This is a genomic window from Candidatus Zixiibacteriota bacterium (assembly GCA_021159005.1).
Taxonomy (GTDB): domain Bacteria; phylum Zixibacteria; class MSB-5A5; order UBA10806; family 4484-95; genus JAGGSN01.
In genome coordinates, this window is record JAGGSN010000012.1 from 57,270 (window position 1) to 76,714 (window position 19,445).

The window sequence follows — 19,445 nt, forward strand, 5'->3', positions numbered from 1 at the left end:
TATGTTGTCTAAAACCCTAAAATATCAACTTTGTCCAAGCTGGCTAAAAATACATACCCGCCGCTAACAGTGATATCATTGCATATTTGACTGATTGTGTATTGGTCTATGTAAGTAAGCGAACTGCCGCTGGAAAAATCTAAAGCCAGCGCGCCGCCATTGGAACCGCCTTTTGCGGCATATACAATTTGATTTGCGACATAAACTCCGTTAGCGCCCGATTGAGTCGAGTAGCTGGCAACCTCTGTCAGGTTTGACGGACTGCTGGTTGACAATACAACTATCTCATCATTTGTGGCTGCAAATACATAACCCGACATTGCATAAACCGCAATGCACTGGCCGGTAAATCCTGTGTAGTGGCTGTATCTGCTCGGCGAACCGGGATTGGAAACATTGACCACCGAAAGACCATTCACATCCAAAACATAAGCAATTGAACCAACCACATCGATATCCTGAACCGTGCCTTCGCCGATAGTCAATCTGCCGGCATGACTTAGAGTATTGCCCGAAATCGTGAGAATCTCCAGCGCATTGCCATCGGCGATATAAACATTACTGCCGACAATCTTGACATTCCAGCTTGTCCCGGAGGTATTATACGTACCGCCCGCAACAACTGTATCAGGGTCGGCGATGCTGAAAAGCTGTACGCCGTTATCGCCATCGGCAAGCACGAGGTATGGCGAATCGGTATCGATGCCTTTAGCGTCCCCGGGCGAATTGTACATATATATCTGCTGAGGCGAACTCGGGCTGGAAACATCATAGGCGTACATCCCCCCGGTTCCGGCGGCGATATAGAGATGGCTTCCCTCCGCTGCCACCCTCTTAGCGCCGCTGGTAATAGGTATTGTTGATAACAGAACGAATTCACCTGTCTGGCCGCTCTGCACAGTTACATTCACAACCGGCGATGTGTAATTCGTTGTGCCCGTATAGCCGATTACATAAAGCTGATGGCTTGAGCCGTCGCTGTAAATAGACGTATCCCATGAATAAGTATATGGGGATGAAGCATCCGTGCCGACCGAATCGCCATCGACATAAAAATCGACTCTGGTGAATGTATAGCCGCTGCCAGCCTGCGCGGTAATATTTACCGAACCCGAGACAGTGGAATTATTAACAGGTGCTGTAATCGTTATAGGCAGAGGCCTGAGTATCCTCACGGTTACCGTGGCGGATAAATGAGTCTTAGTAGTATCCGTTTCGTATGCCTTAACATGCAATGAATAATATGTGCTGTCATCATAGCTGTCGGTGTTCCATGTGTATTCGTAGAGAGAGGTTGTATCAGAATAGACCGAATCGCCGTCGATATAAAAATCAACCCGGCTAAAAGTATAACCCTCGCCCACTTCGGTCAGGATTTTCACCAAGCCGTAAATATTGGCATTATCCACCGGCGAAGTTATCATAATTGGTATCGGCGGAATTGTTGTTACTGTTACCGTATCGGAGATATATGAATCGTCGCCGTCGTAAGCAATAACCGTTAAATCATGCTGTGAAGTGTCGGTGTATATGATTGTATTCCATTCGTAAATATATGGAGAGGCGGCATCTGTGCCGACCGAATCGCCATTGATATAAAAATCGACCCGGTCGAATGAATAGCCCGACCCGGCGGCGGCGGTAATATCTATGGTTCCCGAGATGGTATCGCCATTTTCGGGCGAGGTTATTGAGATAGGATCGATGTCCGCGGGTTCGGTTGAATTATCCGAACAATAGGCAAATAGAAGTGTAATTGCCAGTAATCCGATAAGCGCAATCTTTTTCATATTTAATATTATCGGATAAATAGTAATAATTTCAAGGAGAAAATGACTATTTGATAAATAAATTTTGAAAACCTGTAAGCGTCAGGACAGCATTGGCAGTAGCGTATGCCTAAAGCGAACATCCTGATATGCAGGAACGCGTAGGAGCGTATTGCAATACGCTCTATGCGCGGTATTATATATAGCATACCAAAACATAAGATATTATTCTTTAATAAATCTGCCTACAATTTTATTGTAGTTTGTTTCTGTCTGCTGTTACCTGAGAACTTCCCTGCCTTGTCCGGTAACTATGTTAAGCAATGCCTTTTGAACTTCCTTGGGGCTTCCCGCGCCTGTGTTAATAAGATAACAATCGCATTTGCTCAGCATCCGGGTATAGAAACGCTTTTGCTGTTCGATTCTATCGGTGGTTTTAACAAGCATGTATGGATTATAAAACGGATGGCTATGCTCGGAAACAGCATCGGCAGGCGGGCGACCCTCCTCGAGAACCTGAAGCGCCCTGTCGGGAGCAACCTGCTCTGTTATCTGCCCGAAATTATCCCGTTTGAAAATAAGCACCGTTTTTACCTGCGTGCGTTTTGTATGCTTATCCTGACCCCCAAGCCAGTATGGGTCGAGCATTACTTTAGAATCGGATGAGGCTATGAAGCAATACGGTTCGCCCTTATCAAGCACGCATGAATCATCATAAAGGCATTCAGTGTTTTCGCACTGCTCTTTTAAGGTAACCACGTTCTCGCACTTGCTTCTTTCAAATAATGTTCGGGCGGCTGGATAGCGTTCGACAAAATCGGCAGGCATATAGAATTTTCGCTCGATACTATCGGCCATAACCGCCGGACCGCTGAGACGGATAAACGCGATATCATCGCTGACAATCTTAGCCTTGCCCTGCTTTAAGAGTCCGGCTACATGAGTCGATTTGCCGGAAGCCGGCGGGAAAAACATCAAAGCGCCTCTGCCGTCAATATCGAAACAGGCGGCATGAACCGCCAATGTATTATAAAGCTTTTCAGAAATATCAGACACGATGCCCAAAGCCAAGCTGCGAAGCTGTGAATAGTAAGCAGACTTGAAGAAGAATCCCGTATGCGATTCGGGATTATAGTAGGCGCGCGCTTCCCGTCCGGGGATATTTTTGACTGCATAGATTATGCCGTGCGGTTCAATATCAGCCTCAAGTTCAGCCGGATAGAAATTCTCAGCCCAAAATTCGTTAAGATGCGGGCTGTTGGTTCTTAATTGCAATACCACGCCGGCTATATTAACATTCCATTCATAGTAGTTATCATAGCTAAAAGCGTTTTCCGATTCGTTAACCAATGCCTCTCTCATCTCCAGATTAATAGATGATTCCAACTCGACAAAATCACGCTGTTTTGTTGTCGTATTGTTAAGAGCTTTGCCTTTCGCTTTTCGTGATGGCGTAAGTTCGGCTAACGCATCGCTGATGCGGGTTAATGCCTCATCGATTCGCTCCATAGAATCGGCATAAGACAGGCGTATAAAACCCTCCATGCCGAAAGCATCGCCGGGCACAACCGCTACATGCGCATTTTTCATCAGGTAATATGCCATGCCGTAGGAGTTGCGGATTGAGTTGCCGTTATATTCCTTATCAAAGTAAGCGCTGAAATTGGCGAACAGATAAAATGCGCCGCGCGGTTTGGGACATGATATGCCGGGTATTGACAGAAGCCTTGAATATGCCAGGTTGCGGCGGCGTTGAAATTCGTACACCATCTTTTCAATATCAAGCTGAGGGCCGAGTAAAGCCTCAATCGCCGCTTTTTGCGAGATTGAACAGGCATTAGAGGTATTATGCCCCTGTATCATGTTCATACCAGCGATAATTTCCTTTGGTCCTGCCGCATAACCGAGACGCCAGCCAGTCATCGAATAGGCTTTGGATACGCCGTTGATTATAACGGTGATGTCTTTAGCTTGCGGCGAAATTGCGGCGGCGCTGTAAAACTTGAAGCCGTCATAAACAAGCTTTTCATATATCTCATCGGCGATAATAATGATATTCTCCGATACGGCAATATCAATAATTTCCTTAAGTTCATCTTTTGTATAAGCCGCGCCGGTTGGGTTGGAGGGATTATTCAGAAACAGCGCTTTTGTTCGGGGTGTAATAGCCTCGGCGAAATCTTTGGGATGAAGCAAGAAACCGTTTTCCTCACTGCAATGCACATAGACGGGCGCTCCCTTAGCCAGATTGACAATCGCCGGGTATGAGACCCAGTAGGGGCTGGGTATGATTACCTCATCGCCTTTATTCAAGATAGCCGTGCATAGATTAAATATGCTGTTTTTCGCGCCGGTGGAAACTATTATCTGGTTGGGATTATAATCAAGTCCGTTATCATCATGAAGCTTTTTAATAATCGCCTGTTTTAACTCCGGTATACCGGGATTTGCCGTATAATGAGTGAAATTGTCATCGATAGCCTGCTTGCCGGCTTTCTTGATATTTTCGGGAGTAGAAAAATCCGGCTCGCCTATTGAAAGATCAATGACATCAATTCCCTCGGCTTTAAGCTGTTTAGCTTTTGCCGAGATTCGCAAGGTGGCTGATTCGCCTATTCGTTGAAGTCTGTCTGCTAAAAGTCCCATGGTAATTATTCGCCGTTTTCGGAATTATCAGACTTATTGGATTTCTGATTTGGCAGGTTTTTCAACAACTCTTTGAGGTCGAATCCCGAAAGCGTTTTGACTACATCCGGCAATTGAGCTAATACATTAGTAACCTGACCGGTGATTTTCGAGGCGCCATCCGCGCCATTGCCAACCATCACAATCTTATCTACTTTGGAAAGCGGCTCGGAAACTGCTCTGGCAAGATCGGGCAGGACATCGATGAACATCTTATAGATAGCCGCTTGATTGTATTTAGACCACGATTCCGCTTTCTTAGCCATCGCTTCAGCCTCAGCCTCGCCCTGAGCGCTTATTACCTCGGCTTTAGCCAATCCCTCATGTTTGATAGCTAATGCTTTGCCTTTGGCGGCAGAGCCGAGTTTATAACTGGTTGCATCCGCCTCGATTTCAACCTGATATTTCATAGCATCGGCGGCTTTTTTAACTGTCGATTCAAGCTCTTTCTCTTTGCGGAGGATTTCTTTTTCCTCAAGTTTAATAGACTGTTCTTTTTCAATCAGGCGAACCTGGTATTCTTCTTTCTTTAACTGCTGGTTCATTTTTAGACGTTCAATGTCGTAGGTTGAATCGGCGACGGCTCTTTTCTGGTTTATGCCGGATTGATAATCCGCCCGCTGCATTTCATAATCGCGGCTGGCTTGAGCAATTTCGGTCTCGGCTTTGAATTTGGCGATATCGCCCTCTTTACGAGCACCCGCTGATTTTATAGTTGCATCCCTATCAGCCTCTGCCTGGGCAATTTCAGCCTCGCCCTTGATTCTGGCGATATATGGTTTACCGAGAGCTTCCAGATATCCCTGTGAATCGCTGATTTCTTTTAAGGAGAATGACAGTATTACTAAGCCCATCGCATCGAAAGCCTTGACAGCCTGCGTTTGAACTTTACCGGCGAATTCATCACGGTTTGTATATATCTCCTCGACAGTCATCGAACCCAACACACCGCGCATGTTGCCCTCGAGAATTTGCTGGGAGATGTCTTTCATGCCGGATAAGCCTTTGCTTAAAAACTGCTCAGCCGCCATCCTGATAGAATACTCATCGCTTTTGACCTTAACCTGTGCCTGACCTACGGAATTCAGTTCGATGCCTTTAGCGGTTAAACCATCATGAATTTCGATATTTAACGTGAAAACCTCAAGCGGCAAGATATCCGCTCGTTCAAGAATCGGCATAACAAATGTGCCGCCGCCGACATGCATTCTATAACCAATTTTGCGCTTAGTACCATCAGCTTCGGTTACAGTCCGCTTGCGGCCGCCTGAAATAATTAGAACCTCGTTTGGCCCAACCTTGCGGTATTGTTTTGACAAAGCGATAAAGAATAGAATTAATAATATTATGATTACGCCGGCGAAAATAAACCATCCTATTAAAGACATATTCAAACTCCTTTTTTCATTTTCATATAAGCAGCAGGCAATTTGGCAAGGCAAGCAACGCTTACATTAAAACACCTCAAACCTGCAATATTTCGACACGTCAACATATATAAATCAAATCATTTCCGCAATAGTTTTCCATACATCTTTTAAAAAATTAAACAAAAAGGGCTTATATAATCCATGTTAAGCTATAATAATAAGCATAAATAAGGCAAAGGGTTAAATTATTAATTAATCTTTCTTGTTGATTTTACTGATTAAAACATTTATTTTGAGTTGTGATAAAAGGTGCAATCTTAATAAGACTGCGCAGGAAATTATAATTAAACAGGAACGTTTTATGAGTGATATTTATAAAGTAGAGGAATACCAGAGATTCGCAGATAACCTTAAGGCTGTTTTGGATGGTCCGAATATTAAGTCTTTTAAGCTTAATCAGCTCCGCAAACATGCCTTAGAAACCGGCAGGCAAACCAGTAATGGTGCTTGGTCGTGGCGATCGTCTGTGTCATCGCGAATCGGACCGAAAACCGTTTATCTTGGCGGTGAAAAAGTTCGACTGCCCAAACCTACCGAATTGCATAAATCAATTATCGAAAACGCTCCGGATGAACTTCATAAAGTCCTGCATCTGATGAGGACTTTGCCGTTTATTCATCTGCGCCGTCAGATGGCTAACAATTCCGAATATAATCCGATATGCAACTTGTATATCAGCGTTGCCGATAAGACAAATTTCCGCTTGGCCTATATGTGGGGCAACACGATGTTCGACCCAAGCAAGAGACCGGGACCTGAATTTACTATGATACACATACCGGAGGAACATCATCTCCGCCAGCAGGTGCTGTCAATTCCTGAGCATAATATCAATATTGCTCTTGGCACCGACTATATGGGAGAAAATAAAAAAGGTTTTCTGCGTCAAGCGATGTGGTTTGCTGATGAACTGGGGATGCTTGGTCTTCACTCCGGCACCAAAATCGTAACTGTTTGGGATGAGCGCGATAAACGATTGAAGCGCTACGGTGTTTTTCTGTTTGGGCTTTCCGCCACCGGCAAATCGACTTGGTCGTGCCATCAATTGGGGCTTGACCATGATAAGAAAGAGGGCACCGAGGTCGCTCAGGATGATATTGCATTCCTGCGCCGGGATGGTTCGGCTTATGGCTCTGAGGCGAATTTCTTTGTTAAGACCGACGTGCAGGAAAAACTTCAGGAAGCGATGTACTGGTCTCTTGTTGATAAAACAGCATTATATGAAAACGTTATGGTTGACGCCGCCGGCAATCCGGATTTTCTCGATGAGAATCTTTGCGGCAACGGACGGGCGGTTATTCGCAAAGATAAGCTTAAGGTGAAGCGCGGCCGCAAGCTTGTCCGCATCGATTCACCCAGCGTAAACCTGCCGCCATTATCCGAGTTGGATGGTTTGGTTTTCGCTTTTATCACTCGACGGAATACCATTATGCCATTCGGTATGAAATTGACTCCCGAGCAGGGTGTGCTGGCATATCTTTGGGGCGAATCATCGCACAGCGCCGCCTCAGAACCAGATAAAGCCGGAGAGTCTGTCAGAACTGTTGGCACCGACCCGTTTATCGTTGGGTCGTTAGCCGCCAAGGTAAATAAATTTTATGATATCGTTATGGATTTGGTAAATGATTTCCCGGGCAAGGTTCATTTTTATCAATATAATACCGGCGGCATCGGCGAAATACTCGAAAAGAGTGAAGTTAATGGCAAAATAATCAAAAATCTTGTTCGAAAAGTCAAACGCGTGCCTATTAATGTGATGGCGGCGATTCAGCGCGGCGATTTGCGCGGCACTAACCAATATATTCCCGGCCGTCTCGGCGTGCTCGAGATAAAATCATGTGCTGATGCCAACCTTGATGAGTACAACCCCGACAAGTATTATTCAAAAGATCAGATTGACGCTTATGTCAAAGATTTAGTTGATGGCCGCAGGGACTATACGGAATTTATCGCCAGCCAGGGACTAAAGCAGGAAATCATTGATTCGGCTGAGGAATCGTTTAGTATCGCCGGCGGAAAAAAGGCCAAGGTCAGCGTGCCTGATATCCCACAGGAAAAGACCAAAGAGGAAAAACCTTCCGATAAAATTCATGAGCTTCCTGATATTAAATGGGAGACCAAGTCGAGGCCCAGACGAAATAGAATGGGGCGATATTAAGATATTGTATATTGCATCGCTGGTGTCTTGCCATCGTTTCAATATATGGCTAACATCTGCTTTATGTAGATACTTCTGTTAGCATCATTTATTATAGTTAATGGCAGTGTCAATTGCGTTTATCAGCTTATGCGGGTATTGCGAGCCGATTAGAATCTTCTTGCCGTCTATAAGTTCCAACTGTACGCCTTTATTGCCGCTTACATTATATGCTTTGCCGTGTTTTAGTGAGTATTTAATCCCCCAGCCGCCGTATTCTTTTATTGGTTTATATTTGCGGTACTTATAATTTTCAATATCAGCAATATTTAAGAAAAGCTTTTTAAGAGGGAAAAATTGAATGTGTAAGCCATCTTTTTTTACCTGCACAATTAACTTAAGCGAAAGTATAAGCCAGGGCATACCGATTCCGAATAGTAAAAAAAACAGCCAGAGAAGAATATCCGGAGCAGGTTTGCTGCCAAGTGATTTACCCAATATTATTTGGTAAATGAATCCATACCAGATAGGCCCGGAGCATGCGATAACCATAAGCCATATCCATTTCTGCTTAAATCTTTGAACTTCAGTAAACAATGGTCTTTCCAAATTTGACATAATTGTATTAACAGTTTTTTATTTACCTATACATATATCTAAAGAAAGTAATCGGAATTTTAGTATTATAATTTACTTCATGCCAACTAAAAGAACGCCGCCAAGAATCAATCCCAAGCCGACCCATTTAATAAGAGAGAATGGCTCCTTGAATATGAAAAAGGAAACGAGCACAATTGCGGCATAAGCAAGACTGGTAACAATCGGGTAGGCGATTGATATATCGGTTTTCGAAAGCAGGACTAAATAACCGGCTACGGATGATACATAGCAAAATAAGCCAAACAATATCGAGATATTTGTGAAGATTTTCGAGAAATTCGTAATCAGCGCGCCGGGAGAAATTGCCCCGAATTGGTTCATGCCGGCTTTAAGGAAAACATGGCCGCAAACATTGAAAGTTACTACGAAAAGCATTATTAAAAAACGAGTCATTGCTATCTCCTGTGGTTGCTGTAAAGCATAAAGGGCGTATGCAATTCACGGGTTTATACAATACACCCCTACGCACAGTGGAATATGTAAAGGGTGTATGCGATATACCTCTTCTCACCAACTATTTTTATATTATAAATCTGCCTGCTAATATTTCTGAAATAGTTTTCCCCATTCGGTTTCATTTAGCCATCGATTGAATATCTTCTTGCCTTTAAAAGGATACCATAAGCGGTCATGATATATAGCCGAGGCAAATACAAATATATAAACCAAGGGAGTATGAAAGAGGAGTTTTTGGAAAATTTTAAGCGGCGAAAACCAAAATAAGTCGCCAGCCGTGGAGGCTATATTATCGCCTACGGGAAATCTGAAATTCATTTGTGAAATATCCTCGCCGACTACATCGATTTCTGATGGGTCGCCAATACCTAAGCCGGCTTCATGCCCCAGCCTGATATATTTCAATGACATCGGATCAAACCCCATCATCTTAGCGGCAGCGGCATCGATTGCTACCTGGTCGGTGGAAGCTAATATCAGATTTTTCACATGCGGAATCATTGTCCGCGGTCCGGGTCCGGAACCAGCAGTTGTGCCATCCATAAAACAGAATAAGCCGGTATGAATTTCCTTTTGAATATTCAGTAAATCAACTAAAGTTTCATGAATTACCGAATGAGTATAATGACGTTTGGTATTTAAAAGACCGCCGAATGCGTTTTTCATGGCGCCAGTGGTTGTTGTGTAGATATGTGTTTTTACAGTGGGAAGGTGAACGATGTTTTTACCGAGAAAAAATTCCGGTATCTTAATACCTTCGGGAAATATTTTATCCAGAACAAGCATCTTAGCTTTCGGCTTATAAAACACCCATTTCAAATCTTTGGGGTCGTTATTATACCTTTCGGGAATATTGTATTTTTCATATACGGGTTTTAGTTTTAGAAGCTTGCCGCCTAAATAAGGATTGGTTACAACTGTATCGTTGTGAACGGCAACCAGTTTGTTTATGCCCGCATTCTGAAGCGACCTGATAGCGCCCTCAAGCTGCCAGGGAACAGTATTAGCGCCGGGGAAAGGCAGGTGCCAGGAGATATTATCCTTGATTATTGTTTCAGAATCAGCGGGCAGGAAATCTTTCAAGCCAGCCATCTCACCGGCTTTGATATAGTCATCAACCGCTTTTTCGGGTGATGTTTTAATCACCGCTACTTTTGCTTTATTTGCCATAAATCACCTTATAAATATAATATTATTATTACCATTATAATCCATAAACCTACACAGGTTAGTAAGGGTATGTCTGTTATTAAAAGCCGCGTGGGATTTCCACCTTTATCTTTTTGATGAATCAGGTAAAGATACCTGAATATGCCGTACAACACAAACGGTACGGTCAAAACCAGATATTCCGAGCCGAGCTTTTCCTGCACATCGGTTGAGAGCGTATAGAAAGTGTATGCCACAACTGTTGAGGCTGCAACAACACTCATCATCTGGTCTAAAAAATAGGGGGAATAATGAGCTAATGCTTGACGGTGGGAAATAGCATCATCGCCAAGTATAACAATTTCGTGCCTTCTTTTGGCCAAGCCTAAAAACAGCGCCAGAAGAAGCGTGCATACTAAAAGCCAGGAGGAAATCGGTACCGAAATAGCCGCCGCTCCCGCTGTGGCTCGAATAGAAAAGCCAATCGCCAATATCATAACATCGATAATAACTATATTTTTTAAGCCGAGATCGTAACCGAAATTTAAGATTGTATACAATATAAAGCAGATAAAAAAATTCATTCCGAGCGAATAACTTATGACAGAACTTACAGCGAATAATAATACAGATATAATCACAGCTATTTTTATAGATAATTGCCCGGAGGCAATCGGTCTGTTTTTCTTAACCGGGTGTTGTTGATCGTTTTTATAATCAGCAATATCGTTAATATAATATACCATTGAAGCCGCAAAACAGAAGGCTGCAAATCCCTTAATTGCCAACAATAACGATTGCGGTTCAGTAAATTTTTTGGCAAATATTAAAGCCGCAAAAACAACTAAGTTTTTTATCCAGTGATGAGGCCTGGCTGTTTTAATAATAGCGCTAAACACAGTGTATTATAAAGCGAAAGGCGACTTGCATGTCAAGTAATAAAATCTTGTATAGGTTGTCATTTAATGTTATTCAGCTATCCGAAAAATATTTAATAGGCAATCTCTTAAGCCCGCTCGGATTATCGAAAAAGAAATTACATTTACTCCAGCCGCCAAGTGCTAACCCAAACCTGACAGCCTATAGGAAAATATCCGTTTGTTTCCAAATAACAACGGCACTACTCGACATCCACCATGCACCGAAAACCTTTGGAACTAATATCCTTTTGGATTTTATTCGCTTTTTTACGGTTATCTGTTTTGGTCAGAATCACAATGTAATCGCCATCAGCGCGTTTTTCGGCTTTGCTGTTAATTCCAAATCGCTTCATTACATCTATTTGTTTTAAAGCTGATGTTTCGCTTTTAAAAACGCCCGCGCTTATCACATAAACGGAGTCTTTAGGCAAGCTGTATGAAGTCTCGATTGTTTCATTGCTTCTGAGGATTTCTACAGAATTATCATTTTGACTCAATATCTCTTTCCTATCAAAACCGATATTGCGGTTGCCGCCAAAATTGAATGTAAACGAAAATGAATGAGTGCTTCCAAGCTGATTTTTCGGGTTGAAAGCATAATCGATATGACTGTTCGATAAATTCAAACCGATACCGAAATTTGCGGTATTGGAGATATTATCGCCGCCAAAACCTCCCGCTCCTGAACGAAGCGACAGGAAATTTGTCAATTGATAATCCAATCCGGCGGCTATTGAGACATCTCCCTCAAACGGGATTTTTGCGCCGACAATAATTTCTACCGGCAGGCGCATCGGACTAAATGAGGAACCTAAGGAAACGGAAACAGGCAGACTATAGCTTTCAACTTCATATTTTATTTTGGGGCCAAGGTTATTAAAGGCGATTCCGAATTTGAAATTATCGCCTATATACTGAGAACCGATGTCAAGCGCATAACCGTTTGCATTAATTTCTGCCAGTTTTTCCATTATAAATTTGCCGCTGATGCCTAAGTACAAATCGCTGGAAATATTTCGGCTATATGATATTATTCCCGCCAGACTATAAGCGCTTATACTGCCCTGATGCTGGTCATATTCGTTATATACGTTAATTTGCCCCATATGCAGATAAGCGGTAGAAAAACCAAATGTTGATTTGGAGCCTATAGGGAATGCGCCGCCTATGAATTCATAGGAAATATCCTGAAACCACATATAATGCATGAGGTTTATGCCAGACCGTTCTATTGATGAAAGCCCGGCGGGATTGTAATAACTTGAGGCTATATCGTTGCTTAGGGCTGATGATGCGCCTCCCAGCGACGCCTGGTATGGCGATACGCTTATATTTAGAAAATCGGCGGAAACCGTACCGGACGCTAAAGCCATTGCGGGTACGGTTAGCGATACGAATATTATCATAGCTAAATTTTTAATCATGAGAATCTCCTCCTACCGATGGCACTATTGCAAATGTCATGCCTTCAGCCTCGAATTGGGAGGTTTGTTTTCAACATGTTTATTATCATCGACTTAACCATTTCAAATCGAATGCATATCTATATAATTATACGGCATTCAACGGGTTATATTTATACAATAATATTATATAAGAAACAAGCAAAATAAATTATCTGATTCCTGCGAAATTATCTTATTACAAGATGGGCAGTTATGAGGTTGTCTTGCGATTATTCAAAGGTGTATAATCTTTGAACGTTTTTTAAAACCTGAACATTAGAAATATGTATGTGATAAAACTATGGGATAGTGGCTATTAAGAACGGGATTTTTCAAAACTGATTACCGATTAGTGATTGGCGGTTTTAATAGCGAAGCGGCAGCCAGAAGTAAATTCTGCCCCAAGTTGTTGACAAAGTGTCATGTTTCTGCGGTTGGCGAACGCCCAGTGGTTGTGGTTGGCGAACGCCCAGTGGTTGTGGTTGGCGAACGCCCAGTGGTTGTGGTTGGCGAACGCCCAGTGGTTGTGGTTGGCGAACGCCCAGTGGTTGTGGTTGGCGAACGCCCAGTGGTTGTGGTTGGCGTACGTCCTCGTGCGCCAACTTGCATTATACTACTATTTCACACTCCCGGACGATTCACCTTTGCCCTCATCAAATATAGACGGCGTTTCGCAAGGCGGCCAGCCTACCGGCGGTTCATCCGGGATATCTTCTGATGTAAGCCAGGCAGGGAAATAAGCCGGGCAGAATGAGATGAAATCCTCGCCCTTGAAATACCTGACAAGTTTAACATCACTGCCCATTATTATGCAATCGCCGTTAATATCGGCTGAGGCCCAGAAACCATCTATTAGGCAAGGCTGGTTTAACATGCCCATGAAATAATGCGACATATAAATAACATCGCTGCCCATAGTCTGAGGCGGCCACAATCCTAAATACATATTGGCATCGCCGGGTAGATATTCCGATTTAGGCATAAAATTAAGATGAAGACATGCCCAGTTATCAATTGCGTTATAACCTTCAAAGTAAGGATTATAATTTCTAAAGCTAATAACATCATCAATGGTTGTATCAGACAAATAACAATTTGCTACATGTAATCTGTAAGATAAACACAATGTCGGAGCTGTTAAAATAAACCTGCCTTGATATGATGTATAAAACTCTGAATGACACCAACCATCATCACAACCATAATAATTGAAACTTGTAGTATTCCAAAAAGGATAATAAACGATACAATCCGCCAAATCAATAGAATCAAAATAAGTTGAATTGAATAAGAATGGAATTTTTAAATGACTATAACCTTGCTGTAAATCAGGAGTACCGCTCATTATATAAATAGGTATATCAATCCAGGTATTGGGAGATGCATAAATAGTATCATGCCAGCCGTATTCATCGATTGTACCGCCTGCTCAGATATAAATCGAATTCTCAGCCAGAGGTACCATCGCAGCATCAATAATTATAGTGTCGTTTGGTTCAGCGGCTATACCTGATATTACTACATCATTATAACCTGGTTTTAAGAAGACTATATCGAAACCTTCGCAGAAAATTGGAATCTGGTAATTGCCATTGATGTCTGAATAGTTATACAATGAAGAATAGTCCTGATATGTTGCTAATACGCTGTCGAGTGGGTTTGATGACATAAAATCAATCACATTGCCGGTTATATAACTTGTGCCAGCCCCGAGAATAACGTCAAGGTTGGTAGTATCACCATAATTTGCAGTAACATTCGCTATACTATTCCAAAATCTTGTACTATTACATCAATCCTTGTTGTATCTCCGAGTGTAATGTTAGTATTGTTAAAGGATGCAACTACATCATCATTATATAAAAATGAAACATTATATAAACCGGGATTTAAGCAAAACTCAAAATAGCCATTTTCATCAGTATAAACTGCTAAAGCCGTATCGCTGTTTAATTCGACATATACACTTTCTAAGGGCATATCAATGGAATTTAGAACAATACCGTTTAAATAACCCGGCAATTCTAACAGTGATATATCCAAAATAGTTGTATCATTAAGAGCAACTTCTACGCCATTTATAATTGTATCATTGTAATCTTCATGAGAAAACGATACATCAAAATTGCCGCCGCTATAAAAATAAAGCCAATATTGACCGTCAACAGTAGTAATACTACTATAAGATGTTGACATATTTTCTACAATAACACCCGGTATTGTTGTTGTACCATTTATTCTTGTAACAACACCTGTAATCAGAGAAAATGAAGAATCTGTTACTGCCTGTTCTCCCCCATAAGCGCCCATATCACTGCGTTGGGTATTCATGCCCCATGAACAATCGAGCAAGCTGTCAGGTATGAATAAATTCCCTGCATCTATGCACGATGAATTATAAAGATTGCCGCAGTCATCGCTCATTAAATGATAATCTTCATTAGCCGGATTGCGAAACAGCGGGTCGGTGTCGATATTATCAACTCCAGACCAACCGCCCTGGATATTGCTGTAGGTAATATCCGGCGAACCATCAATTTGGTCAGAGCATTTTGCCTCATTATTCCAAATTATATTGTTTATCAAAATGAGAATATGGCAATAGATTCCACCCCCTGAACTATCAGCAAAATTGCCATAAATTGTATTGTTTTTTATTACAGGTATAATAGGTGATTCATTAAAATGGATTCCACCACCGTAGGATACACAAGTGTTTTTAATAATCAAGTTATTAGTTATCAAGATGAAATATGAATAATCAATTGATATACCACCACCAGTGCATTCTATGGTTTCACTAATAACAGAATTTCCAGAAATTATGCTTTTATTTATTATGATATCATTCTCATAATAATCACTGATATATATCCCACCGCCTGCAATTCCAGCGCTATTTTCACTAATTATGTTTTCGGAAATGTTGCAGGAAGATTCATTACAGCTAATACCTCCACCGACACCTGTACTTGTATTTCCAATAATACAATTATTGTTAATTATAGCATTGCTATAATTAATACTAATTCCACCTCCACCGGAGGTAAGACTTGAGTTATTATATATATTATTATTACTAATTTCTGAATAAGCACAATAATTTAAGTAAATTCCACCGCCATGTGATCCTATATTGTTCATTATTGTATTACTAAATATTGTTGTAATTGCATTTTCACAGCTTATACCGCCTGCGCCCATAAAGGATACTCTATTATTAATAATCAGATTATTTAAAATCTTCAGATATGAGTTCTTGCAGAGAATGCCATATCCGTACCCACTTGCATAGCTGAAACCATTTCGTATAGTAAATCCGGCAATAGCAGTTGTACTATCCTCGCCGCTCTCAACTGTAACAACCGTATCGACGAATCACCGTCAATAATTGTTTGAGAAATATAGCTTGTATCGCCTGTAGTTAAAAACAATGAGCCAAGCACAATATTATGCCAATTGAAATTAATATGCTCAACATAAATCCCCGGATGTACTAATACCGTATCGTCGTTGCTTGAGGCATTGATGCCCGCCTGTATCATGGCATAATCAGCCGGCACGTTGATTGTTGCCGCTGAAACCGATGCTGCGGCTATAACTGCAATAGCCATTGTATAAATAAATACTTTGCTCATAATATCCTCCTGCGGTTTTAAATATAAGATAGGAACTTCAATATATTAAATAAAAAGGAAATACTAAGGTTTCAGGAGTTTCCCCATTTTTTTTATACAATCGTAGGTCGGATTCTCCGCCTTAGGCGGACGAACAAGAAACCCGACACCTTTCGCAGCAATATGCCGCCCTTTCCCTTAGCAAATCACCTGTCACTGTCCAAAATGTCGGGTTTCTCCCTCCGGTCGGAACCCGACCTGCTAAAAATCGCTAAAAGTTTCCCCGTTTTTTCAAAAACTATGATTTCCACTTATTGAAAATGTTAACCCTATGAAACATACTATACTATAAAGATTTTACCGGAATTTTCGGGGAAACTCCTGCAAGGTTTGTCAAGCTAAATTGAAAAGTTGCATACTTGTAAAAACAACCCAAAGAGGCAGGAATCGTACATCTGCTAATTTTAGCATATACTAACTCGTCTACAAACGCGAGGCTAAAAGCTTGAGGAACAATCCGACATCGGTTACAATTCCGATAGTCTGTTTTGAGCCGCGGTCGGCAAGCTTGGTAACAACCGAGGGGTTAATATCAACACATATAGTCTTTATCCAGGCCGGAATCATATTGCCAGTGGCGATAGAATGAAGCATCGTGGAAAGCATTATCACCATATCAACGCTCTTAAGAGCCCGGCTATATGCCGCTTGAGCCTTGACCATATCGTTAATAGTCTCCGGCAGGGGACCGTCATCCCGAAGCGACCCGGCCAGGACGAAGGGAATATTATGCTTAATGCAGGTGTGCATAATGCCGGATTTGAGCGCCCCGGCTTTCACCATTTTTTTAATTGAGCCATGTTTGTATACCTGATTGATTGCCATGATATGATTCTTATGGCCGCCCTCCACCTGCTTGCCGGTGTTTGTATCGACGCCCAGCGAGGTGCCGTATAATGCCTGTTCGATATCATGAACCGCTAAGGCGTTCCCGGAAAGCAGGGCCTGAACGTAGCCCTTTTTAATCAGCTTGGATAAGGCTCCGGCCGCGCCGGTGTGAATTACAACCGGACCGGCGACAACCGCTGTTTTCTTGCCGTTCTTTTTCAGCAATGAGGCTACTCCATCCACAGCCAATTCCACTTTTTTCTCGGAGGATATCTCGGCAGACATAAACTCGAAGTCTTTTCTATCGCGCTGTTTGAATTCCGGCGTTATCTTGATGCCGGTTAGACCGCATACGATTTGGTCGCCTTGGCGAATATCTCTAAGCTTTTTACTTTCGGCGCGGTTTTTCTTTACTACGATTACCGCATCCATTCGCTGGTTGTGAACTTTTCTCCATTTGCTATTCAGATATATTTCCGTAAAATGATTAGTAGTGGAATAAAATCCTTCCGGCGCAACCATGTTTCTATGAGCTTTTTTTAAGAGAACGGGACTATCATCAACAACAAGGCAGCCAAGGCTGTGAAGCTGTTCGATTATATAATCAAGCTGGTCATTAAAAGGAGCCGCTACATTAATTTTTACGCTCGATTCATCGACATTGGTTTTGCCCATCATAAAAGATGTTATCTCGAATTTACCTCCCAAGCCGATGATTTTATCGAGGATATTCGACATGATGCCGGAATCGACTATGTGACCGACTGCGGTAACTTCGCGGCTAAACCAGCGCTTCTTAGAGGAAATTGCCATATGCTTGTTATCGGCGGTCAAATGTGTATAGTTTATAAAAAAGATGGGCTGCAATTATGCGGCTTGTGTGTGTCATCCCAAGGCAGGCAAATATGTTTGTTTTACTAAGTGCTATCTTATAAAGAGCCTGTATTTTTCCCGGGTTGCCTCAAGGAATTTAATGAACTTAATATCCATATAATCAGGGTATGTCCAGGGAAGTTTTTGAAATTGCTGGCCGCTGTAAATTAATGCAACCTCTGCCCAGATGCCCTCATTTAGATATATCCTATGCGAGAAATTTTTTGTTGAGGCTAAAACCAGTTTAGATGTTTCGAGATAACCGGGATCGAGATTTATCCGGCGTTTACCATTTTTCTTGAATATCTTTTCGATATCGATAGTCGTTAGCTTAGCTAACCAGAGATCCTGTGGTTTAAACAGCCGTTCAAAACTAACCAGCATCTTTTGCAAGTCCGTTCCCATCTCAGAATCGTAATAATCCGTATGATTGAAATTTATTATTTCAGATTTACTCTCAATTATACCAAAGGTATTTTCAAGCGCGGTTAATATGTTTTCTATATCAACAGATGGCGCGAATGTTACAGCGCAAATAAGCTTTACAGGAACAGGAGCCTTATCAATCATTTTTTTTCTCTGTACTCAGACCTTTGCAGGCTTTTATGCATAAACCGCAAATCATAACTCCTACACCGCGGCGTTTCTCGAACTGTTTTAAAAGATTATAACAAGCCTGACCGTCAAATTCATCTATTCCCTCAATCATAATGGCATTAGCAGGACAGGCGGCTACACAGGCTTTGCATTTGCCGCAGTCCATATCAAGCGGGGAATCGGTAGTCAGCGGCATATCGGTCATTACGCTGGCTAAACGTACAGCCGCGCCGTATTCGGGATGCACTAAAAGCCCGCTGCGGCCAAGAAAGCCAAGACCTGCCTGCATGGCGGCATGCCGATGCGACAAATGCGCGTATGGCTTTTCCCATCCGGTAAGAACGCTTGCCGGAATAGGCAAAGCCTCATAACCTTGTTTGTTTAGATATTGGCAAAGACTGAATATTATATCATCAAGCTTGAAATTTGCGGTCTTGTAATGATGTTTGTAGATTATATTAGGACCATTGGTCAAACTATCGAATATCTTACGCTGAACGCGAACGGCAATACTTACTGTGAAAGGAAGTGAATGAGCAGCTTCTTTTATCTCCCGATGAATATAATCGGTTAGTTTTGATGTTTCAGTTACACCGAATAAATCTGCGCCAAACTTTTTTGCCTGTTGGCTGAGTTTTAAATAATTATCCATGCTTGGAAAATAATAACTTAGTCTATTTTTGTCAATAGCCTGACTCCAGGAGTTTCCCCGTTTTTTTCTTATTCAATTGTAGGTCAGGTTCCGACTCGCCGAAGGCGAGGAGAAACCCGACACTTCTCGCAGTTATATAAATATCTTTCCTTAGCAAATAGCATATC

The 19,445-nt window shown here is 42.0% G+C and carries 17 protein-coding genes; 1 reads left to right on the forward strand and 16 read right to left on the reverse strand.

Features of this window, described 5'->3' with window-relative positions; translation table 11 throughout:
* Positions 1 to 8: 8 nt before the first annotated feature.
* The 3 genes from J7K40_01025 to J7K40_01035 form a co-directional block, all read right to left on the reverse strand.
* Positions 9 to 1,790, reverse strand: coding sequence for a hypothetical protein (locus tag J7K40_01025; protein ID MCD6160982.1), 1,782 nt, complete (start codon positions 1,788 to 1,790; stop codon positions 9 to 11).
* 258 nt (positions 1,791 to 2,048) lie between these two features.
* Positions 2,049 to 4,415 (reverse strand): aminotransferase class I/II-fold pyridoxal phosphate-dependent enzyme, encoded by a 2,367-nt coding sequence (locus tag J7K40_01030; GenBank protein ID MCD6160983.1) that lies wholly within the window; start codon positions 4,413 to 4,415, stop codon positions 2,049 to 2,051.
* A 5-nt stretch (positions 4,416 to 4,420) separates the two neighbouring features.
* Positions 4,421 to 5,842: a flotillin gene (locus J7K40_01035; GenBank protein ID MCD6160984.1), complete on the reverse strand. Its 1,422-nt coding sequence runs from the start codon at positions 5,840 to 5,842 to the stop codon at positions 4,421 to 4,423.
* A 343-nt stretch (positions 5,843 to 6,185) separates the two neighbouring features.
* Here J7K40_01035 and J7K40_01040 point away from each other — a divergent pair, with 343 nt between their 5' ends.
* A complete protein-coding gene (locus J7K40_01040; GenBank protein ID MCD6160985.1) occupies positions 6,186 to 8,042 on the forward strand; it encodes a phosphoenolpyruvate carboxykinase (ATP) in 1,857 nt (618 codons plus the stop codon).
* A gap of 84 nt (positions 8,043 to 8,126) precedes the next feature.
* On the opposite strand, the gene J7K40_01045 is transcribed toward J7K40_01040, so the two are convergent.
* The 13 genes from J7K40_01045 to J7K40_01105 form a co-directional block, all read right to left on the reverse strand.
* Positions 8,127 to 8,639 carry a hypothetical protein gene (locus J7K40_01045; protein MCD6160986.1) on the reverse strand — a complete coding sequence of 171 codons (513 nt, stop codon included), beginning with the start codon at positions 8,637 to 8,639 and terminating at the stop codon, positions 8,127 to 8,129.
* Positions 8,640 to 8,711: 72 nt separating this feature from the next.
* Complete coding sequence (locus tag J7K40_01050) at positions 8,712 to 9,074, reverse strand: EamA-like transporter family protein (GenBank protein MCD6160987.1); 363 nt, start codon at positions 9,072 to 9,074, stop codon at positions 8,712 to 8,714.
* Positions 9,075 to 9,221: 147 nt separating this feature from the next.
* A complete protein-coding gene (locus J7K40_01055) occupies positions 9,222 to 10,307 on the reverse strand; it encodes a DUF362 domain-containing protein (GenBank protein MCD6160988.1) in 1,086 nt (361 codons plus the stop codon).
* Positions 10,308 to 10,315: 8 nt separating this feature from the next.
* On the reverse strand, positions 10,316 to 11,185 hold the full coding sequence (locus J7K40_01060) for a decaprenyl-phosphate phosphoribosyltransferase (protein ID MCD6160989.1): 870 nt from the start codon (positions 11,183 to 11,185) through the stop codon (positions 10,316 to 10,318).
* A 221-nt stretch (positions 11,186 to 11,406) separates the two neighbouring features.
* On the reverse strand, positions 11,407 to 12,630 hold the full coding sequence (locus J7K40_01065) for a PorV/PorQ family protein (GenBank protein ID MCD6160990.1): 1,224 nt from the start codon (positions 12,628 to 12,630) through the stop codon (positions 11,407 to 11,409).
* A 441-nt stretch (positions 12,631 to 13,071) separates the two neighbouring features.
* Positions 13,072 to 13,260 (reverse strand): hypothetical protein, encoded by a 189-nt coding sequence (locus tag J7K40_01070; protein MCD6160991.1) that lies wholly within the window; start codon positions 13,258 to 13,260, stop codon positions 13,072 to 13,074.
* A 7-nt stretch (positions 13,261 to 13,267) separates the two neighbouring features.
* Complete coding sequence (locus J7K40_01075; GenBank protein MCD6160992.1) at positions 13,268 to 13,996, reverse strand: hypothetical protein; 729 nt, start codon at positions 13,994 to 13,996, stop codon at positions 13,268 to 13,270.
* Positions 13,997 to 14,080: 84 nt separating this feature from the next.
* Complete coding sequence (locus J7K40_01080) at positions 14,081 to 14,320, reverse strand: hypothetical protein (GenBank protein ID MCD6160993.1); 240 nt, start codon at positions 14,318 to 14,320, stop codon at positions 14,081 to 14,083.
* A 92-nt stretch (positions 14,321 to 14,412) separates the two neighbouring features.
* Complete coding sequence (locus J7K40_01085; GenBank protein ID MCD6160994.1) at positions 14,413 to 15,978, reverse strand: carboxypeptidase regulatory-like domain-containing protein; 1,566 nt, start codon at positions 15,976 to 15,978, stop codon at positions 14,413 to 14,415.
* Positions 15,897 to 16,289 (reverse strand): hypothetical protein, encoded by a 393-nt coding sequence (locus J7K40_01090; GenBank protein ID MCD6160995.1) that lies wholly within the window; start codon positions 16,287 to 16,289, stop codon positions 15,897 to 15,899. Before J7K40_01090 ends, J7K40_01085 begins: the two co-directional genes overlap by 82 nt.
* 462 nt (positions 16,290 to 16,751) lie before the next feature.
* Complete coding sequence (locus tag J7K40_01095; GenBank protein MCD6160996.1) at positions 16,752 to 17,969, reverse strand: TIGR00300 family protein; 1,218 nt, start codon at positions 17,967 to 17,969, stop codon at positions 16,752 to 16,754.
* Between the two features lie 111 nt (positions 17,970 to 18,080).
* On the reverse strand, positions 18,081 to 18,599 hold the full coding sequence (locus tag J7K40_01100; protein MCD6160997.1) for a DUF4416 family protein: 519 nt from the start codon (positions 18,597 to 18,599) through the stop codon (positions 18,081 to 18,083).
* Positions 18,592 to 19,278, reverse strand: a complete 687-nt coding sequence (locus J7K40_01105) for an epoxyqueuosine reductase (protein ID MCD6160998.1) — start codon at positions 19,276 to 19,278, stop codon at positions 18,592 to 18,594. Before J7K40_01105 ends, J7K40_01100 begins: the two co-directional genes overlap by 8 nt.
* Positions 19,279 to 19,445: the final 167 nt, after the last annotated feature.